Genomic DNA, 17890 nt, shown 5'->3' on the forward strand with positions numbered 1-17890 from the left:
CCGTTAAACTTATTTTCAGGAGAGACGATGAAACGCATTCTTTACCCGTTCGCCGCCCTGGCGCTGCTCGCCCTGTCGCTGTTCGGCGCGCCCGCCGCGCTGGCGCAATGCACCCGGGTTTCTCCCGCGATCGATTCCGGTTGCGATCCCTGCGGGGTGGGCACGGCGCTGGGCCGGGTCAATTTGACCAGCACTTACCTGCAGCCCGTCGGCACGCCGCTCGGCACCAGCGTGTTCGACTTCACCTCCGGCACGCGCTATCCCGATCCCAACAAGGTGTTGTATGAATGCGACGCCGGCGACGCGGGGCAGATCTATGAAGTCTTCGCCACCAACGGCGACGATCGCGTCGGCGGCTATTACGATCTGGGCGCCCAGGACGGTAACCCCAACTACTACGCCACCTACTTCCCCTACGTCGGCATCCGCCTGACCCATCTGGATTCCGGCAAGGTTTTTACCCGCTACTGGCAGTCGGCGCCGATTACCCGCTACGCCACCGTCGGCAGCAAAATTCAGATCCGGGTGAAAGACTTCAGCGCCATCCGTGCCGATTTGATCCGCATCAGCTCGCTGCCGGGCGCGGGCGCCAGCAACTACTGCGGCTACAGCGCCGGCAACCCGCTGGTGGGCATGGCCTCGACCACCGGCAATTCGAACTATACCTGCACGCAGCCGAACGGCTATGTCACCTTTCAGGGGCCCGGCATCGCCTCGGATCCTATCGGCAGCGACTCCGCCACCAACTACGCCACCTGGGGCACCGGGCGCTGGAACGCGATGGGCATGGGCACCGCACCCATCTCCTCCTTGACCTATACCGCCACCTGCGTGGCGCGCAACGTCACGCCGCTGGTGATCCTGCCGACCATTTCCGTCAGCCAGCTGACCGCCGGACAAACCTCTCAGGCGCAGTTCACCATCAATATCGAATGCGACAACGCCGCCGTGTCCGGCGTCAGCAGTAACAATACCGCCCTCGGCCTGCAGGTACCGTATGAAAGCTATGTCGCGGCGCAGCAGCTCGGGCTGGTCAGCGCCAACGGCGGCGTGAGCTACCTGCTCTCCAGCGGCTACGGCACCGACAGCAGCGTCGCCACCGGCGTGGGCATCGCACTCGCCAACGCCGGCAACGGCGCGCCGATGAACTTCGTCGGCTGGGCGCGCTGCAGCGCCGGGCAATGCCCGCAGGGCAACGACGCCGGCTGGTACCCGGTGCTCAACGGCGCCAGCGGCGGCGGCAGCACTGCGGCGGGGTTTACCCACTACACCACCCAGCTCACCGCCACGCTCGCCCGGCTGCCCGGGCAAACCGTCACCGCCGGCAAAGTGGACGCCAGGGCCTACGTCTGGGTTAAGGTGCAATAATGATGAGAAAGAAATATCTGACAATGGGATGCGCCCTGCTGCTGGCGCTGGCGGCCATGGGCGCGCAGGCAGGCATCATCGCCTCCGCCACCCGGGTGATTTTCCGCGAGGGTGACACGGAAAAAACCCTGATGTTGCTCAACACCAACGGCTATCCGATCGTGGCGCAAACCTGGGTCGATAACGGCGACGTCAATGCCGCCCCCGAACTGTCGCGCGCGCCGTTTGTCACCCTGCCCAGCGTATTCGCCCTGCCGCCTTCGGCGCTGAAAGGGCTGCGGATCCTGTTTGCCGGCGCGGCCCTGCCCACCGACAGGGAGTCGGTGTTCTGGCTTAACCTGTATGAGATCCCGCCCAGCCAGCCGACCACGCCGCCGCTGGCGTCGCGCGTGACGCTGGCGATGAACACGCAGATGAAAATCTTCTACCGCCCCAAAGCGCTAAAGGGAAACGCCGAAAACGCGGCCGAGGCCGTCTCGTTCTCGCTGCAAAAATCGCCGGGCGGCTATCTGCTGCGCTGCCACAACCGGTCGGCGTTTTATCTCTCCTTCGCCCGCATAAGCGTACACATAGGAAAACGTGATTACCCGGTGCGGCAAGAAAGCGACATGATGACCGCGCCGTTCAGCATGCGGGATTATCACCTCGACGGCGTTGCGGCGCCGACACTCCCTTCACAGATCACCGTTCAGGCCACCCTCATCAACGACCAGGGCCAACAGATCGTCAAGTCATACACAGCAAACCCATAACGATAAAAAGCAGCACATTTTTTAAGTACAGGAAATAGGGAAAAATGAGTCTAAGCAGATTCCAGCTACAGTTTCACCTGGAGAAACAGGCCAACAACATCAGGCAGTCACCGGGATTTCACGCCGCCATCGTCAAACACGGGGAGTTGTTGAAAGAGACCTACAAGAAGCATCCGCTGTTTTACAAAATCATCTTCAGGAACAGCCGGTTCATCATTTGTTCCACCATCCTGTCCATTTACTACCACCAGCCCGCCGCCGGGCTGAAAGACATCAAAGCCTTTTTTAAAGGAAAGAACATGATCAGCGAGAACTCCCTGGACTCCTTTCTGTTCTTTTTGCGGGTCGGCCGCCGGCTGGAGGTCAAACCCTGCGAACATGACAAACGCCAGTTGCGCTATAAGCCTACGCCGCACGCGCTGGCGGAAACCCAGGCGCTGATCGCCTCCATGGCGCGGCCCTATCAGGCGCTGGCGCCACAGATGCCCATCGCGGCGCTGCTGGCGGCGCCCGACTTTCTGCCCACCTTTTTCGCCGCCTACGGGCAGCTGATGCTCAAGGAGATCTACCTGATCGATCTGGTGCCGCAATCCGGACTGTTTATCAGCAAGGACGCCGGCCACATGGTGCTACTGATGCTGCATATCGAAAGCATCCGGCAGGACTCCCCCTTTCTGCTGCTCTCCTCGGCGAAAATCGCCAAGTCGTGCTCCGTCTCACGCGCGCACGTAAACCGCATCCTGCAGGCGGCGGAAAAATCGGGCCTGCTGACCACCACCAATAACGTAGTGATCGAACTCAACAGCTCGTTCTTTATCATGGCAGAGCGCTATTTCAGCCTCTATTTCGCGATGGTCGAATTCGGGCTTGAACGGGTTTGGCACACGCCGCAGGCCGCCGAGCCTCGCTGAGCCGTTTTACCGCTCCCGCAGCACCTTATCGATCAGCCCCCAGGCCGCCGCTTCGTCGGCGGTCATGAAGCGATCGCGATCCAACGCCTGCTCTACCGCTTCATCACTCAGGCCGCAATGTTGGGCGTACAGCCGGATCACCCGGTCTTTGGTGCGCTTCATCTCTTCGGCGTGGATCAAGATGTCGGAGGCCTGCCCCTGAAAGCCGCCCAGCGGCTGGTGCACGTGCAGGCTGGCGTTGGGCAGCGCCATGCGGTGCCCCGGCTCGCCGGCCATCAGCAGGAACGAACCCATCGAACGCGCGGTGCCCATGCACAGGGTATGCACCGGCGCGCGCAGGTACTGCATGGTGTCGTAAATCGCCAACCCGCTGGTGATCGCCCCACCCGGCGAGTTGATGTACAGATGGATCGGTTTTTCCGGGTTTTCCGCCTCCAGAAACAGCAGCTGGGCGCACAGCATTTCAGCCACGTCGTCGTTGACTTCACCGTTGAGGAACACGATCCGATCGCGCAGCAGGCGCGAATAAATATCAAAGGAGCGTTCTCCCCGGCTGGTCTGTTCCACCACCATCGGGACGAGCATCATCTTCTCACGCATCGGTGAACTCCTGGGTTGGCAACAAAGGGAAGTGTGTTTAACGCGTCAGGCGGCGCGCATCACCGTCGTCGGGCCGTCGTTGGCGGCGTCGAGCTGGTGAATAATCCGCAGCAGGCTGCCACCGCCGGCATCCGGCACAATCTGCAGCGTCACTACGCTTTCGAGGAACGGCGGTTGGTCGTCGCGCAGGCGATAGCTCACCGCCTCGCCCGGCGTGGTGGCCAGCGGTTTGGCCTGCGCCAGGTCGCCCGTCGGCAGCCACTGCTCGCGCAGCTCGGGAATGCTGAGCGCCCGCCACACTTTTTCCGGCGGCGCATCGAGCGAATACTCCAACACCAGCCGATCGCGCGGCGGCGGCTCAGCCCGTTTGTTCATTGATCCATGTCCTTCAGTAAGGTTTGCAGCGCGTCGATGCGCGCCGGCCACCAGGCGCGATACTTCGTCAGCCACTGGGCGATCTGCGCCAGCCCGTCCGGGTCGACCTGATAATTGACGCAGCGCCCCTGCTTCGCCTCGCGCACCAGCCCGGCATTGCGCAGCACCGCCAGGTGTTGCGACATTGCCGACTGGCTGATGGGCAGCCCTTCGCGCAGCGCGCTGGCGTTCATGCTGCCGGCGGCGAGTTTGTCGAAGATAGTGCGGCGGGTCGGATCGGCCAACGCTTTGAAGATGTCATTTTCGTTCATATAAACACATTAGTATTCACTTATGTATTATGCAAACGCAGACGTGGATTTTTTACACAAGCGAGACTCCGCGCCGGAGCGCGGAGCCGATAGAGGAGAGATTACAGCGGCTTATTGCAAGCGGGCGTGGTCAGCGCGGGTTGCCCGGCCGGTGCCCCTTCCTGCGCTTCCAGCGCGAGGCGCGCCAGCGGCATGTCTTCGTGGTAGCGCGCCTCGGCGTTCAGGGTCTTCGAGTAGCGGTTGTACTTCCACCAGGCGTATCCCAGGAACACCACCAACCCGCCGACGTTATAGAACACGATGGTCATGATGCTGGCGCCGGTCGGGAACGTCGAAGCGAAGAAACCGACGGTGAAGATGGCGATCAGCACGCTGACGATGGCGATGCCCTGCAGGCGCGAGCCCATTTTGAAATCGCGCGCCACCCGGTCGTACTTCAGCCGCAGATTCAGGTAGGCCAGCATGATGAACAGCGGCGGCAACATCGAGGCGGCGGCGGTCATGTTGATCAGCGTGTTCATCAAATCCTGCACGCTGCTGGAACCCAACGTCGGGATCAGCATCAGCGGGATGACGATGAAGAACTGGATCCAGGCCGCGCGCGTCGGCACGCCGTGCCGGTTCAGGCGAATGGTTTTCTCGCCGAAAATGCCCTTCGGGATTTCGGTGAAGAAAATCTTCACCGGCGCCGCCGTCCACATCAACAGCGAACCGAACATGGCGGTGAAGGAAACAATGCCGACAAAGCGGTTCATCAGCACCGTCGGCAGGCCGAAGTGCGCCGACAGGCCTTCGAACACCTGAACCGTGCCGCCGGTAAAGTGCAGATCGGTGCGGTGCACGAATACGTTAATCAGCAGCGAAGACACCGAATACAGCACGCCGATGAACAGCCCGGAAACGATGATCACCTTCACGAAGGCGCGGCTGCCGCCTTTCACATCGTTCACGTACACTGCCACGGACTCCGCCCCGCCCGCCGCCTGGAAGATCCAGGCGGTAATGCCGAGGAACGCCCAGTTGAAGTTCGGGGTCATCGCCTGCACGTTGATCGGGTCGGCCGGCTCGATGCCGCCCAGCACCGCTGCGCCCGCCAGAACAATGTAGGAAAACGTCAGCAGCAACATCAGCGACGAGGTCACCGAGGTCATCGGCCCCAGCAGTTTTGCGCCGCTGTTGGAGATGTAGGTCGAGAAGGCGAACAGGAAGATGCTGATGATCGCCGTGGTCAGCGGGGTAAACACATAGTCATAGCCCAGGAACGCGTAAGAAGCGTAGGCGATGACGCGCGGCAGCAGCGCGGTGAAAAAGAACAGGTTTACGAACCAATAGGTGTAGGCGGTGATAAACGCCCAACGCCCGCCGAGCGCGCTTTTCACCCAGGCATAAACGCCGGCCTCGGAGTTGCGGTTGAGCGAGACGAATTCGGCGATGATCAGGCAAAAGGGAATGAAGTAAATGATCGTCGCCACCAGGAATACCGGCGACGAGGCGATGCCGAGCTGAATATTGTTGTTAATCACGTTGTTGAAACTGAACACTGCCGCAAACGTCATCGACAGCAGGCCAAACTTGCCGATGGTGTTTCTGTTCGACGCAGCCATAGAGATTCTCCGAATGGTGTAGGGGACTTCGGTTTGTTGTTATCGAGCGGCGAGCGCGCTATTTATTGACGAAATAGCTGTCTTCCACCGTCACTTTTAAAATGACTTTTTTTACCTTGCCGCTTTCTGCGAAGCGGTGAGCCTGGTGGTTTTCGAAGATCACCACGTTGCCTTTGCCGACCCGGCGCCTCTCGCCTTCGCCGCTGAAAAACTCGCGGTCGGTTTCGTCCTGATAGGGCGCCACCGTCGTCAGCGCCCGTTTGTCGGCAACCTCGACGGTCTCTTCCCCGTCGAGGTAATAGTGCACGTCGAAGTAACGGCGGTTGCCCTCCAGCCAGCCGTGCTGGCGGCCGGCGCCGACGCTCAGCCGATACGTCAGCGAGTCGCCGATCGAATGGCACACGTTTGGGCTGATGCGCTCGACATTGGCGATCGCTTCCATGCAGCGCAGCCACTTCTTGCCGCTGTGATAAATGCGCTGGAACTCCGCCAGGGATTCGAGAATGATCATACGTTTTCCTCCGCAGACTGCGGGTGATGATGAGCGGGCGCGAAGTCATAACCGGCGAGCGCGGCACCCTGCGTTTGCCGCCCGTCGAACGGCACCAGTGTGAAGCCGTAGCTGAACGGCGCCAGATAGACCCGGTGGGTATCCAGCACTTCGGAGCCCCAGGAGTTGGAGCCGAGGCCGAGGATCTGGTCGTCCAGGTTCAGCGTCAGGCAGTCGCTCGGTTCCAGCTCGTTGATGTGTTGGGCCTGGTGCAGCATCTCGGCGCTGTAAGGCCACAGGCTGAAGTTGATCGGCCGCCGCGGTTGGATGAAGATCCCCTTGCCCGCCGCGTCCTGCAGGCTCAGCCAGCGCACGTCCTGCCGGTTGCCGTTGTCCTGCGGGAACGGATAGTGTTCGAACAGCGCGTCGGCGCGCTGCCGGTAGTGGCCGATGAGGTTGGCCCGGCAGCTGTCGCGGTAGTTCTCGCCCGGCCCGCGGCCGTAGTATTCCACCTGCACGAAGCGGCGACTGATGCCGAAATCGAGACCGATTTTCGGGATAATCTGCCGGAAATCGCCATAAGGCTCACCGGACAGATCCAGGCTGACGTAGCCCTGCGGGGAGATGCGCCAGCGGTAGGTGCAGCGCATGCCGAAGTCGAACACCGGCGGCGCAATCAGGCTGTGCACCTCGAGCAGCAGATCTTCGCCCTGCCATTGCCGGCTGAGGCGGCGGAAGTGCTGCTGCATGATGGGGAAATGTTGCGGCAGCCAAATCCCCTCATATTCCTGTTTATGGTTATCGATCACCGGTTTGAAGAAGGTGATGCGCGGCGCGCGCCCCACCATTTCTTCATCGTCTACCCGCCACGACAGCAGTTCGCCGCTCAGCAGCGAGAACGCCAGCTGGAACCGGCCGCCGCTGACGAGCAGCTGATGATTCTCCTCGCGGCATTGCAGCGCCGGCGCATCGGCCAACGGTGGAGCCGGTCGCCGCGTCGCCGCCTGGCGCAGATGCTGATAATGCCCCAGCCGCTGGCCGCTCTCGCTGTAGCGGGTGGCGCTGTCCTTATGCACCGCCACGTCGATCAGCGTTTCCCCCTGCCCCAGCGCCAACACCGGCAGATGCATGTCTTCGCTCTCGCCCGGCTGTAGATGCGGCAGCTTGAATTCGTAACTTGCCACCTGGCGGCCGTCGGTCTTGACGCTGACCTTCAGCGTGATATCCGCCAGCGAGCTGAACCAATAGCGGTTTTTCACCCGCAGCACGTCACCCGCCCCCTCTTCCGCCGTCACCTCCACCGGGCACAGCACCTGCTGGTATTCACGCAGGCCGGGGCCGGGGCGCTGGTCCGGATAGATCAGGCCGTCCATGCAGAAGTTGTAGTTGTTCGGGTAGTCGCCGTAATCGCCGCCGTACTGGTAGCGCTCGCGCCCCTGCGCGTCGTGGCTCAGCAGCCCGTGATCGCACCACTCCCAGATGTAGTGCCCCTGCAAACTGGCGTGACGGTTGAACACCGACTGGTATTCGAACAGCCCGCCGGGGCCATTGCCCATCGCGTGGGCGTACTCGCACAGGATGCGCGGTTTGGGGTGCGGGTATTCGCCGAAGGCGTTCATCATCGCCACGCGGGAATACATGGTGCTGATCACGTCGGTCACTTCGGCGTCGCGATCTTCTTCATAGTGGATCAGACGGGTCGGATCGAGCGCTTTGCAGCGCCGGGCCATGGCGCGAATGTTGCAGCCGTAGCCGGACTCGTTGCCCAGCGACCAGATGATGATCGACGGGTGGTTTTTCTGCGCCGCCACGTGGCGCTCGATGCGCTCGACGTAGGCCTGTTCCCAGCGAGGATCGTCGGTGATGCGGCTCAGATCGCCGACGTTGGCGAAGCCGTGGCTTTCCAAATCGGTCTCCGCCATCACGAACAGGCCATAGAGATCGCACAGCTCGTAAAAGCGCGGATCGTTGGGGTAATGGGCGGTGCGCACCGAGTTGATGTTGTGCTGCTTCATCAGCACGATGTCACGCTCCACCCGCGCCATATCGACGGCGCGTCCTTTGCGGTGATCGTGATCGTGGCGGTTGACGCCGTGCAGCTTGAGGTAGCGCCCGTTGACGTACATCAGCCCGTCGCGCACCGCGATCTCGCGGAAACCCACCCGCTGCGGCACCACGCCCAGCAGGTTGCCGGTGCCGTCATACAGGCTGAGCAACAGCTGATACAGGTAGGGATTTTCCGCATTCCACTGCTGCGGGCGGCTGACCGGCAGTTCGAAACGGCAGCTCAGCGCCTGCTCGATGCGCAGATCGTCGCGCCACTGCTCCGCCACGCAGCGATCGCCGTCGAACAGCTGCGCCTGCAGGCGGCAGCCCTCGGCGGCCTGCACACCGAGATGGCGCAGCTCGGCGTCGATCGCCAACTGCGCGTCGCAATAGCGCTCATCGAAGGTGGTGACCAGCGTCAGGTCGTGAAGGTGAGTGGCGCTCTGGCCGATCAGATAGACGTCGCGGAAGATGCCGGCCATCCACCACATGTCCTGATCTTCGATGTAGGTGGAATCGGCCCACTGCATCACCCGCACCGACAGCAGGTTCTCGCCCTGCCGCACATAGGGGCTGATGTCGAACTCGGCGCACAGCCGGCTGCCCTTGCTGAAGCCGACATAGTCGCCGTTAACGTACACCTCGAAGTAGGTTTCCACGCCGTCGAATTTGATCAGCACCTGCTGATCTTGCCAGCCGGCATCGAGCGTAAAGGGGCGTTGATAGGCGCCGGTGGGGTTGTTGGTCGGCACGTAAGGCACGTCGATCGGGAACGGGAAGCCCTCGTCGGTGTACTGCAGGTGGCCGTGCCCTTCCAGCTGCCACATGCCCGGCACCGCCATATCGCTCCAGTCGTTCATCGGCTCCCGATAAAACGCCGCCGGCACCTGCGCCGGGTGCTCGAAGAAGCGAAAACGCCAGCGGCCGCTCAGCAGCTGGAAGCGCCGGCTGGCGTTGCGATCGAAGCTCAGCGCCTGCCCGGCGTCCGCGTAGCTGAAGAAGCTCGCGCGCGGCGCCAACCGGTGCTCCGACTGTTTTTCAATGTTTTCCCAATTATTCACGTCACGTCTCCCGACACCTGTGCAATGCGGAAACGATAGTAAATATTTAGTAAAAACTACAGTTGATATTTACCAAATGACGACAGGATCACAATAAATCTCAAATGCCTTTTTTTATCATGACGTTAATTTTGGGCGCCAACGCAACGCCCCGCCGAGGCGGGGGCCGGTCAGGCGACGGTGGTATCGCGCAGCTGCAGCGAGCTGGGAACGAAGATCGACAGCGGGACGGCGCGCTCATCGCGCAGCCGCTCCGCCAGCAGGTTGACGGCCTGTGCGCCCATGGTCTCCGAAGGGATGCGCACCGTGGACAAGGCGGGGAAAATAAAGCGGGCGGTGGGAATGTCGTTGACGCTGATCAGCGCGATCTGCCCCGGCACCTGAATGCCGTGTTCGTGCAGCGCGCGCAGCACGCCGATCGCGATCGAATCGGTCGCCACCAGCAGCGCCGGCGGATAGCCATTCTTGCTCTGCAACATCGCTTTGGCGCACTGGTAGCCCGACTGGCTGCTGAAATCACCGTGGTAAATGTCCTGCGCTCGCACCACGTTTTGCTGCCGGCCATACTCGACGAACGCCTGCTCGCGCTGGTCGATGCCTGCCGGATCGTCGCGCCCGCCGATAAAGCCGATGCGCTGATAGCCGCGGCCGATGAAGTAGTCGATCACCTTGCGGCTGATCTTGTACAGGTCGACATTGACGCAGTCGAACCGCTCATCCTCCACCACGCCGTCGATGAATACGACCGGCATTTCCTGCTGCCTGAGCTGCTCATACAGCGCGGGCTGTGGCCGGCCGATCACCAGCAGGCCGTCGGCGGCCGGCAGCGCCTTGTCGCCGTTGAAGTCATATCCGGCGCTCAGCGCCACGCCCAGCTTTTCGCACTGCGTTTCGATGCCGTAGCGCATCGCCAGGTAATAGGGATCGTTGATCTCCACGCCCTGCGTATAGGTGAACAGCGCGGCGAAATGCAGGCGTTGCCCGCTTTGCCGTTTGGAAGGTGCAACCTTGTATTCGAGGCGCTCCGCCGCTTCCAGGATCTTCTGGCGGGTTTGCGCCTTCACGCTCAGGGTGGGGTCGTCATTCAACACGCGTGAAACGGTGGCGACGGACACATTAGCGGCTTCAGCAATTTCCTTCAGTGTGGCCATAGAGTCCCAATGCACAGACGAAAAACGGTAGCTTAATCGGATAGCGCCACGGCGTACAGCGCCGCCCGCCTCCTCTCCTTCCCAGACCGGGCCAGCGCACGCTCATGCCAGCCGTTGCCGGGCGCCTGCAGCGAAAGATACCCATTTCGCCCGCTGTGATCAAGTTAACGATTTACTGATTTAAGCGTATTTTTTACTAAATATTTTACTAATATACCTGCCGTTTACTGCCCCATGAGGGCGGACTTTTTCTCTTCTCCCAGGGATCCGGGAGCGACCTCGCGTGAGCCGCCGCTCGGCTGACGTTCCGATCCATCCAACACCAGGCTATGCCCCATGAAATCACTAAGCCATCACGCCCTGTTGCCCTTGTTGCTGCTCGTTAATGCGCCCGCCTGGGCGGCGCAGGAACCGGTGACCCCGGCGGAGCGCAATCAGCTCCCGCCACCGCCGCTTCCCGATAGCACCGCGACCGCCCTGCGTTTTTACGGCGAGCTCGGCATCGGCGGCAACGTCTATTTGAACGGCGAACATCAGCATCAATACAGCGACGGCACCTATATCGAAGGTGGCCTGGAGATCAAACGGGGACACTGGTTCGGCCTGATTTACGGCGAAGGCTGGACCGTGCAGGCGGACAGCCAGGGCCACGCCTGGACGCCGGACCACAGCTGGGGCGGCTTCGAGGGTGGATTGAACCGCTTTTACGGCGGTTACCGCACCGACGACGGCACCGAGATGATGCTCAGCGTGCGCAACGATTCGTCGCTCGACGATTTGCAGTGGTGGGGCGACTTCACGCCGGAGTACGGCTACGTGCTCCCCAACACCCGCGATCTCAGCTACGCCGCCAAGCTGCAAAACCTGACCGGGCGCTTTCGCTACAGCGTGACGGCGGCCCCGGAAAGCCGCATCGACGAGAGCAAGGCACTGCTGCACTTCGGTAAATACGACCGCTATTCCGACAAGTATACCTACCGGGCGATGGCCAATGGCTACACCCAGTACGACCTGCAGGAGAATCTGACGCTGCTGACCGGCCTGGAAGTGACCGACGGGCTGGGGCAGCTGTTTCTGCTGGGGCTGCGCGGCAAACACCTGGCCGGCCGCGTCTGGCACCACACCGGCAAAGGCGACAGCGGCGGCCATCCCGGCAGCGAATCGGGCCTGATGCTCAGCGCGATGACGGAAACCGCCAAAGGGCTGTATCTCTCCACCGCCTACAGCTACGCCCGCCACCGGTTTGATCGCGCGGCGGACACCGCCACCTCATACGCCCAGTTTGGCGTCTGGTACGAATACGCCGGCGGCAAACTGGCCACCGCGCTGGACAGCAAATTCTTCATGCGCAACGACAGCACCGGTGCCAGCAACTCGGTGTTTCTGATGCAATATTTCTATTGGTAACCGTTGAGGCTCCTACGATGAACATGACTCCCCTGACCCCGCTGGCCACTGCCCTCATCCTCGCATGGGCGCTGACGGGCTGTGTGCCGAAAATGCCCGACGCCGACGCCCAGTTGGCCGAGCGCTATAAAAACGTCATCGACCGCCGCGGCGCGCCGCACTTTATGCTCGATTACGATTTCGACGATCACCAGCGCTTCAATCCGTTCTTCGATCTCGGCGCCTGGCACGGCCACCTGTTGCCGAGCGGGCCGGAAGGCATGGGCGGTTTCCCCGGCCCGGCGCTGCTGACCGAAGAGTACATCAACTTTATGGCCAACAATTTCGATCGGCTCAGCGTCTATCGAGACGGTAAACCGGTGCATTTCACCATGACGGCCTACAGCCTGCCCGGCGCCCTGGTGCAGCGGCTCAGCGCGCCGGGCGTGACCGTCAACCTGACGCTGCGCTTCGCCGCCGCGCGCACCTCGCTGCTGGAAACCCAAATCCTGACCGACACGCCGCTGGAGCTGGTGTGGGACGGTGAATTGCTGGAGCGCTACGCGGCCAAAGAGCAAAAACCGCAGCCGCCGGCGACCCTCGAGCAGGCGTTTCCGGACTACACGCGCCGCATTGTGCCGACGGCTGACGGCCTGCGCGTCACCTTCGGCAAGGTGCGCGCGCCGTCGCAGCTGATGACCTCGGGCCAGTCCGAGTATCAGATCCACAAATCGCTGCCGCAGCGCACCACGGTCGACGGCCACCGCTTCCGCGCCACGGCGCGCATCGCCGGTTCCACCACCCTGTACACCACCTACTCGCACCTGCTCACCGCCGAAGAGGCACAGCGCGAACAGCGCGCTATCGCCGATATCCTCGCTCACCCGCAGCGCTATATGGCCGCGTCGGCCCAGCGCTGGGAACGCTATCTCGCCACTGGGCTCAGCAACCCGCACGCCACGCCGGAACAAACCCGCGTGGCGGTCAAAGCGATGGAAACGCTGAACGGCAACTGGCGCGGCGCAGCCGGGGCGATGAAGTTCGACTCGGTCACCCCGTCGGTGACCGGGCGCTGGTTCTCCGGCAACCAAACCTGGCCGTGGGACACCTGGAAACAGGCCTACGCCATGGCGCACTTCAACCCGGACGTGGCCAAGGACAACATTCGCGCAGTATTCGCCTTCCAGATCCGGCCGGGCGACACCCTGCGCCCGTGGGACGCCGGTTTTCTGCCCGACCTTATCGCCTACAACCCCAGCCCGGAGCGCGGCGGCGACGGCAGCAACTGGAACGAGCGCAACACCAAGCCGAGCCTGGCGGCCTGGGCGGTGATGGAGGTGTATCGCGTCACCGGCGATAAGGACTGGCTGGCGGAGATGTACCCGAAGCTGGTGGCCTACCATGACTGGTGGCTGCGCAACCGCGATCACAACGGCAACGGCGTGCCGGAGTACGGCGCCACCCGCGACAAAGCGCACAATACCCCCGACGGGCGCATGTTGTTCACCGTCAAACGCGGGCAGCGCGAGCAAACGCTGGCCGGCCTCGACAATTACGATCGCATCGTGCGCGAGGGGCAGTACGACAGCATCGAGATCCCGGCGCAGACCGCCGCCTCCTGGGAATCGGGCCGCGACGACGCGGCGGTATTCGGCTTTATCGATCCGGATCAATTGGCGCGCTACGTGGCGCAGGGCGGCAAACGCGAAGACTGGCAGGTAAAATTCGCCGAAAACCGCGCGCCGGACGGTACGCTGCTCGGCTACTCGCTGCTGCAGGAGTCGGTGGATCAGGCCAGCTATATGTACAGCGACAACCGCTATCTGGCGGAGATGGCCGATATTCTGGGCCGCGGTGCCGAGGCCGCTGCCTTCCGCGCCAAAGCCGACCGGCTGGCGGCCTACATCAACACCTGCATGTTCGACAAGCAGAGCGGTTTCTTCTATGACATCCGCATCGAAAGCCAGCCGTTGGCCAACGGCTGCGCCGGCAAACCGATCGTCGAACGCGGCAAAGGGCCGGAAGGCTGGTCGCCGCTGTTCAACGGCGCCGCCAGCCAACCGCACGCCGATGCGGTGGTCAGGGTGATGAAGGATCCGCGCGAGTTCAATACCTACGTGCCGCTCGGCACCGCGGCGCTGACCAATCCGGCGTTCGGCGCGGACATCTACTGGCGCGGCCGCGTGTGGGTCGATCAGCTGTATTTCGGCCTCAAGGGCATGGAGCGCTACGGCTATCGCGACGATGCGGTGGCGATGGCGCAGGCCTTCTTCCGCCACGCCGACGGCCTGGTCGCCGACGGGCCGATCCGCGAGAACTACAACCCGCTCACCGGCAAGCAGCAAGGCGCGCCGAACTTCTCCTGGAGCGCGGCGCACCTGTACATGCTGTATAACGACTTCTTCACGCAATAAGCCGCAGCGGCCACCGCCATCGTTGCCCGGCGGTGACCCGCGTTTATGAGCGGATCGGGATCACCAGCACGTCGATATTCAGCTGGTTGATGGCATTGCGGGTGGAAGAAAACAGGTTGCTCCACAGATCGTGGTGATGGCCGAACACCAGCAGATCGATGTTCTTATCCACGACTGCCGTACGCAGTTCATCGACGAAGCCGCCGCGCCCGATAATCACCTCCGCGATCGGGTAATTGACGTTTTGCGTGGTGGGCTCCAGCTCTTTGCGGATCTTCTCTTCGAACGGCACGCCGTCATAGCTGCGCTCCGAAAAGCCGATCGCCGCGTGGTAGGTGTCGTAGTGAACGTCCACATAGATCAGCGAGAGTTTGGCCTGCAGCGCCTCCGCCAGCAGCGCCCCCTTTTCGACCAGCCGTTTGCCGTCATCGCTCAGATCGGTGGCGATGACAATATGGTGGTAACACATAGCGCCTCCTGTCATGGACTCGGTAGAGCCGAGGCTCCGATATCACGCCGGGGTCATATCGTTATGGTTAATTTTAGTTCAGAAATGGCGCGTATGACGGGCGGCAACGCGGAGGGAAAGCCCCGTTGCCGGGGCTGAAGGCAAAAATTACTTCTCGCGCTGCGCCTCAAACCAGACGTTGCACAGCGACAGGATCAGCGTGTTGGCGTCTTTCACCAGCACGTTATCGCCGGGCACCCCATCGGTGCCCTGATCGGTGATGCCTTTGATGGCGGTATCCGCGTGCTGAATGGCCACGCGTTCGACCGACGGCGTGCTGATGCCCAGCATCGGGAAATCGATGTAGGAGCTGCTGCCGGAATTGTCCTCGACAAACTCCTGCGCTTCTACGGTGCTAACGGTGGCCCCTTCGCTTTTCAGCGCCGTGCCGTTCCAGCTGAACGCATCCGCTTTGTAGCTGATTTTGCCGCCGATCAGGCTCTGCGCCTGCTGTTGATCCCAGCAGCCGGTGGTCTGGGTCGGCACAATTTTACTGACGCGCCAGTTGCCCAGCAGCTGTTTGGGGATCGGCCCGGTATCGCTCTCCGCCGCCCGAACCTGAGTCGCCGAGACGCAGGCCAACACCACCAGCGGCAGCAGCGCCTTGCTCCAAGTGTTCAATCGCATTGTCTTTTCCTTCGTTTCAGTACCCAGTCTGCCCTCGCGGGCCAACGGCTATCATAATAAGCCCGCCGATTCGCCGTCAAAACAATCCGCACCGCACCGGGAGGCGGCCGCTCATAGCTAATCGCTATGAGTCATAGTGAATCAGTATTTTGTTTTAGCCCAGCGATTACCTACAGTCACTGCCACTATTCTGCCCGCCCAAATTAGCAGGCAATGTTGACAAGGACCCTGGGAAAATGACATTTACGCTGAAAAACCTCACCCTGGCGCTGGCCGCCGCCGGCACGCTGCTGCTGACCGCCTGCGGCCCGACGGCACAGGACGATCACCACATCAAGGTCGGCATCAGCGCCGGTATCGATCAGTCGCTGTGGGCGGTGGTACAAAAGGTCGCCAAGCAGAAATACGATCTGGACGTGGAGGTGGTGACCTTCAACGACTACGTGCTGCCGAACGAAGCGCTGAACAACGGCGATCTGGACGTCAACGCCTTCCAGCACAAGCCGTATCTGGACAAGCAGATGCAGGAGCGCGGCTACAAGCTGGCGGCAGTGGGCAACACCTTCGTCTACCCGATCGCCGGCTATTCGAAGAAGATAACCGCACTCAGCCAACTGCCGGACGGCGCGCAGGTGGCGGTGCCGAACGATCCGACCAACCTGGGCCGCTCGCTGCTGCTGTTGCAAAAACAGGGGCTGATCACCCTGAAAGAGGGCGTCGGCCTGCTGCCGACCGCGCTGGACATCGTCGGCAACTCGAAAAAGCTGAAGATCGTCGAGATTGAAGCGCCGCAGCTGCCACGCGCATTGGACGACCAACAGGTGACGCTGGCGATCATCAACACCAACTATTCCAGCCAGATCGGCCTGTCGCCGGCCAAGGACGGGCTGTTTGTCGAAGACAAAAACTCGCCGTACGTCAACATCTTCGCCAGCCGCATCGACAACAAAGACAGCGAGAAAGTGAAAGATCTGGTCAAGGCCTATCAGACCGACGAAGTGGCGGCCAGCGCCGCCGACATCTACAAGGGCGACGCCGTCAAAGGCTGGTAACCCTCCCCCGCATGCCCGTGGCGCCCGGCCACGGGTTTTTCATTTCCGCCCCCCGCTGCATCGTTCAATTTTCGCCCGCTCAGATCACAAATCAAGCACTGCGCTTTAGGTGAATAAAGCTGCCATGTTGTATACAAGTTTGCGTAAATGTTTTCTATTTGTTTCAAAAAACCGCTGGGGAAAATAATGAAAAATAGAAAAATCAAAACGTTACTTATTACCTGCGCCGTGGTCGGCGCCGCGTTGCTGGCCATCGCCGGCAAAGCGGAAAACGCCGATAAAACCTTCCTCTCCGTCGCCACCGCTTCCACCGGTGGTACCTACTATCCGATGGGCGTCGGGCTGGCCAACGTCTGGAGCAACCGGCTGAAGCACCAGGGGATACAGGTCACCGGCCAATCCTCCGCCGGCTCGATCGAGAATATCGACCTGCTGCAAAAAGACGAGGCTCAGTTGGCGATTTTGCAAAGCCTGATCGCCGTCGAAGCCTATCAGGGCGTGCGTAACTTCGACGGCCGCGCCTACGGCGATCTGCGCTCCATCTCCATGCTGTGGCCCAACGTCGAACACTTCGTGATGCTGGAAAGCCGGGTGAAAGACGGCACGCTGAACGATATCGCCGGCACGCGCTTTTCCGTCGGGCCGCAGGCCAGCGGCACCGAACAGTCGACGATGATCATCCTGCAGGGCGTCAACCTGACCAAAAAGTCGCTGTCGGCGGAATACCTCGGCTACGGCGACACGGTTTCCGCGATGCGCGACGGGCGCCTGGACGGCGGCGCCCTGCCCGCCGGGGTGCCGGCCGCCGCCGTCACCGATATGTATGCCAGCGGCGTGCCGGCACGCATCCTGGAAGTCACCGACGAACAGCTGGCCAGCATCAACGCCATCGCCAACTCCTGGTTCCGTTTCGACATCAAGGCGGAGACCTACCCGCGCCAGCCCAAGGCGGTCGCCACCATCGCACAGCCCAATATTCTGGTGGCCCTCAGCCGGCTCGATGAAAAGTTGGTGTACGACCTGACCAAAACGATGTTCGAGAACCTGCCGGAAGTGCACCAGGTACACAGCTCGGCCAAATACATCTCGCTGGAAAATGCGCTGAAAGGCGTTTCGGTGCCGCTGCACCTCGGCGCCTATCGCTACTACCGCGAAGCCGGCGTCGAGATACCCGATTATCTGATCCCGCCGGAAGCCGCCGCGCTGGCCGCCAACCCTTAATCCAGGAGGACGT

General features: G+C 61.8%; 16 protein-coding genes. 7 read left to right on the forward strand and 9 right to left on the reverse strand.

Annotated elements, in window-relative coordinates; all coding sequences use genetic code 11:
* Nucleotides 1–27: 27 nt before the first annotated feature.
* Genes ACUXAC_RS09545 through ACUXAC_RS09555 form a run of 3 tightly spaced genes read left to right on the forward strand, consistent with a single transcriptional unit; the run spans nt 28 to nt 3031 of the window.
* Nucleotides 28–1368: a fimbrial protein gene (locus ACUXAC_RS09545; RefSeq protein ID WP_197848431.1), complete on the forward strand. Its 1341-nt coding sequence runs from the start codon at nt 28–30 to the stop codon at nt 1366–1368.
* Nucleotides 1368–2120 carry a fimbrial biogenesis chaperone gene (locus ACUXAC_RS09550; protein WP_227818413.1) on the forward strand — a complete coding sequence of 251 codons (753 nt, stop codon included), beginning with the start codon at nt 1368–1370 and terminating at the stop codon, nt 2118–2120. Before ACUXAC_RS09545 ends, ACUXAC_RS09550 begins: the two co-directional genes overlap by 1 nt.
* A 44-nt stretch (nt 2121–2164) precedes the next feature.
* Complete coding sequence (locus ACUXAC_RS09555; RefSeq protein WP_060419394.1) at nt 2165–3031, forward strand: hypothetical protein; 867 nt, start codon at nt 2165–2167, stop codon at nt 3029–3031.
* A 6-nt stretch (nt 3032–3037) separates the two neighbouring features.
* Here the strand turns inward: ACUXAC_RS09555 and ACUXAC_RS09560 are convergent, their stop codons facing one another.
* The 7 genes from ACUXAC_RS09560 to ebgR form a co-directional block, all read right to left on the reverse strand.
* Nucleotides 3038–3631 (reverse strand): ATP-dependent Clp protease proteolytic subunit, encoded by a 594-nt coding sequence (locus tag ACUXAC_RS09560; RefSeq protein WP_060440184.1) that lies wholly within the window; start codon nt 3629–3631, stop codon nt 3038–3040.
* 45 nt (nt 3632–3676) lie between these two features.
* Entirely contained in the window at nt 3677–4006 is a 330-nt protein-coding gene (locus tag ACUXAC_RS09565) for an SRPBCC family protein (RefSeq protein WP_454266615.1), read from the reverse strand.
* Nucleotides 4003–4317: an ArsR/SmtB family transcription factor gene (locus tag ACUXAC_RS09570; protein WP_084826381.1), complete on the reverse strand. Its 315-nt coding sequence runs from the start codon at nt 4315–4317 to the stop codon at nt 4003–4005. The genes ACUXAC_RS09565 and ACUXAC_RS09570 overlap by 4 nt, the downstream gene beginning before the upstream one ends.
* A 101-nt stretch (nt 4318–4418) precedes the next feature.
* Nucleotides 4419–5921 (reverse strand): amino acid permease, encoded by a 1503-nt coding sequence (locus ACUXAC_RS09575; RefSeq protein WP_049202532.1) that lies wholly within the window; start codon nt 5919–5921, stop codon nt 4419–4421.
* Between the two features lie 58 nt (nt 5922–5979).
* Entirely contained in the window at nt 5980–6432 is a 453-nt protein-coding gene (locus tag ACUXAC_RS09580) for a beta-galactosidase subunit beta (RefSeq protein ID WP_055312129.1), read from the reverse strand.
* Nucleotides 6429–9518, reverse strand: coding sequence for a beta-galactosidase subunit alpha (gene ebgA / locus ACUXAC_RS09585; RefSeq protein ID WP_447259990.1), 3090 nt, complete (start codon nt 9516–9518; stop codon nt 6429–6431). Before ebgA ends, ACUXAC_RS09580 begins: the two co-directional genes overlap by 4 nt.
* A 170-nt stretch (nt 9519–9688) precedes the next feature.
* Nucleotides 9689–10669: a transcriptional regulator EbgR gene (ebgR, locus tag ACUXAC_RS09590; protein ID WP_049274237.1), complete on the reverse strand. Its 981-nt coding sequence runs from the start codon at nt 10667–10669 to the stop codon at nt 9689–9691.
* Between the two features lie 336 nt (nt 10670–11005).
* Here ebgR and ygjJ point away from each other — a divergent pair, with 336 nt between their 5' ends.
* The gene (ygjJ, locus tag ACUXAC_RS09595) at nt 11006–12076 is read left to right on the forward strand and encodes a protein YgjJ (RefSeq protein WP_454266616.1); all 1071 of its coding nucleotides are present in this window, start codon (nt 11006–11008) and stop codon (nt 12074–12076) included.
* A 17-nt stretch (nt 12077–12093) separates the two neighbouring features.
* Complete coding sequence (ygjK, locus tag ACUXAC_RS09600) at nt 12094–14469, forward strand: alpha-glucosidase (RefSeq protein WP_080432932.1); 2376 nt, start codon at nt 12094–12096, stop codon at nt 14467–14469.
* A gap of 43 nt (nt 14470–14512) precedes the next feature.
* On the opposite strand, the gene ACUXAC_RS09605 is transcribed toward ygjK, so the two are convergent.
* A complete protein-coding gene (locus tag ACUXAC_RS09605; protein ID WP_015377548.1) occupies nt 14513–14938 on the reverse strand; it encodes a universal stress protein in 426 nt (141 codons plus the stop codon).
* 147 nt (nt 14939–15085) lie between these two features.
* Nucleotides 15086–15604: a hypothetical protein gene (locus ACUXAC_RS09610; protein WP_049202527.1), complete on the reverse strand. Its 519-nt coding sequence runs from the start codon at nt 15602–15604 to the stop codon at nt 15086–15088.
* A 236-nt stretch (nt 15605–15840) separates the two neighbouring features.
* Here ACUXAC_RS09610 and metQ point away from each other — a divergent pair, with 236 nt between their 5' ends.
* The gene (gene metQ, locus ACUXAC_RS09615) at nt 15841–16656 is read left to right on the forward strand and encodes a methionine ABC transporter substrate-binding lipoprotein MetQ (RefSeq protein WP_454266617.1); all 816 of its coding nucleotides are present in this window, start codon (nt 15841–15843) and stop codon (nt 16654–16656) included.
* A gap of 186 nt (nt 16657–16842) precedes the next feature.
* Nucleotides 16843–17877, forward strand: a complete 1035-nt coding sequence (locus tag ACUXAC_RS09620; protein ID WP_141958918.1) for a TAXI family TRAP transporter solute-binding subunit — start codon at nt 16843–16845, stop codon at nt 17875–17877.
* Nucleotides 17878–17890 lie beyond the last annotated feature (13 nt).

It is taken from the genome of Serratia sp. 121840015-1, from assembly GCF_053627655.1.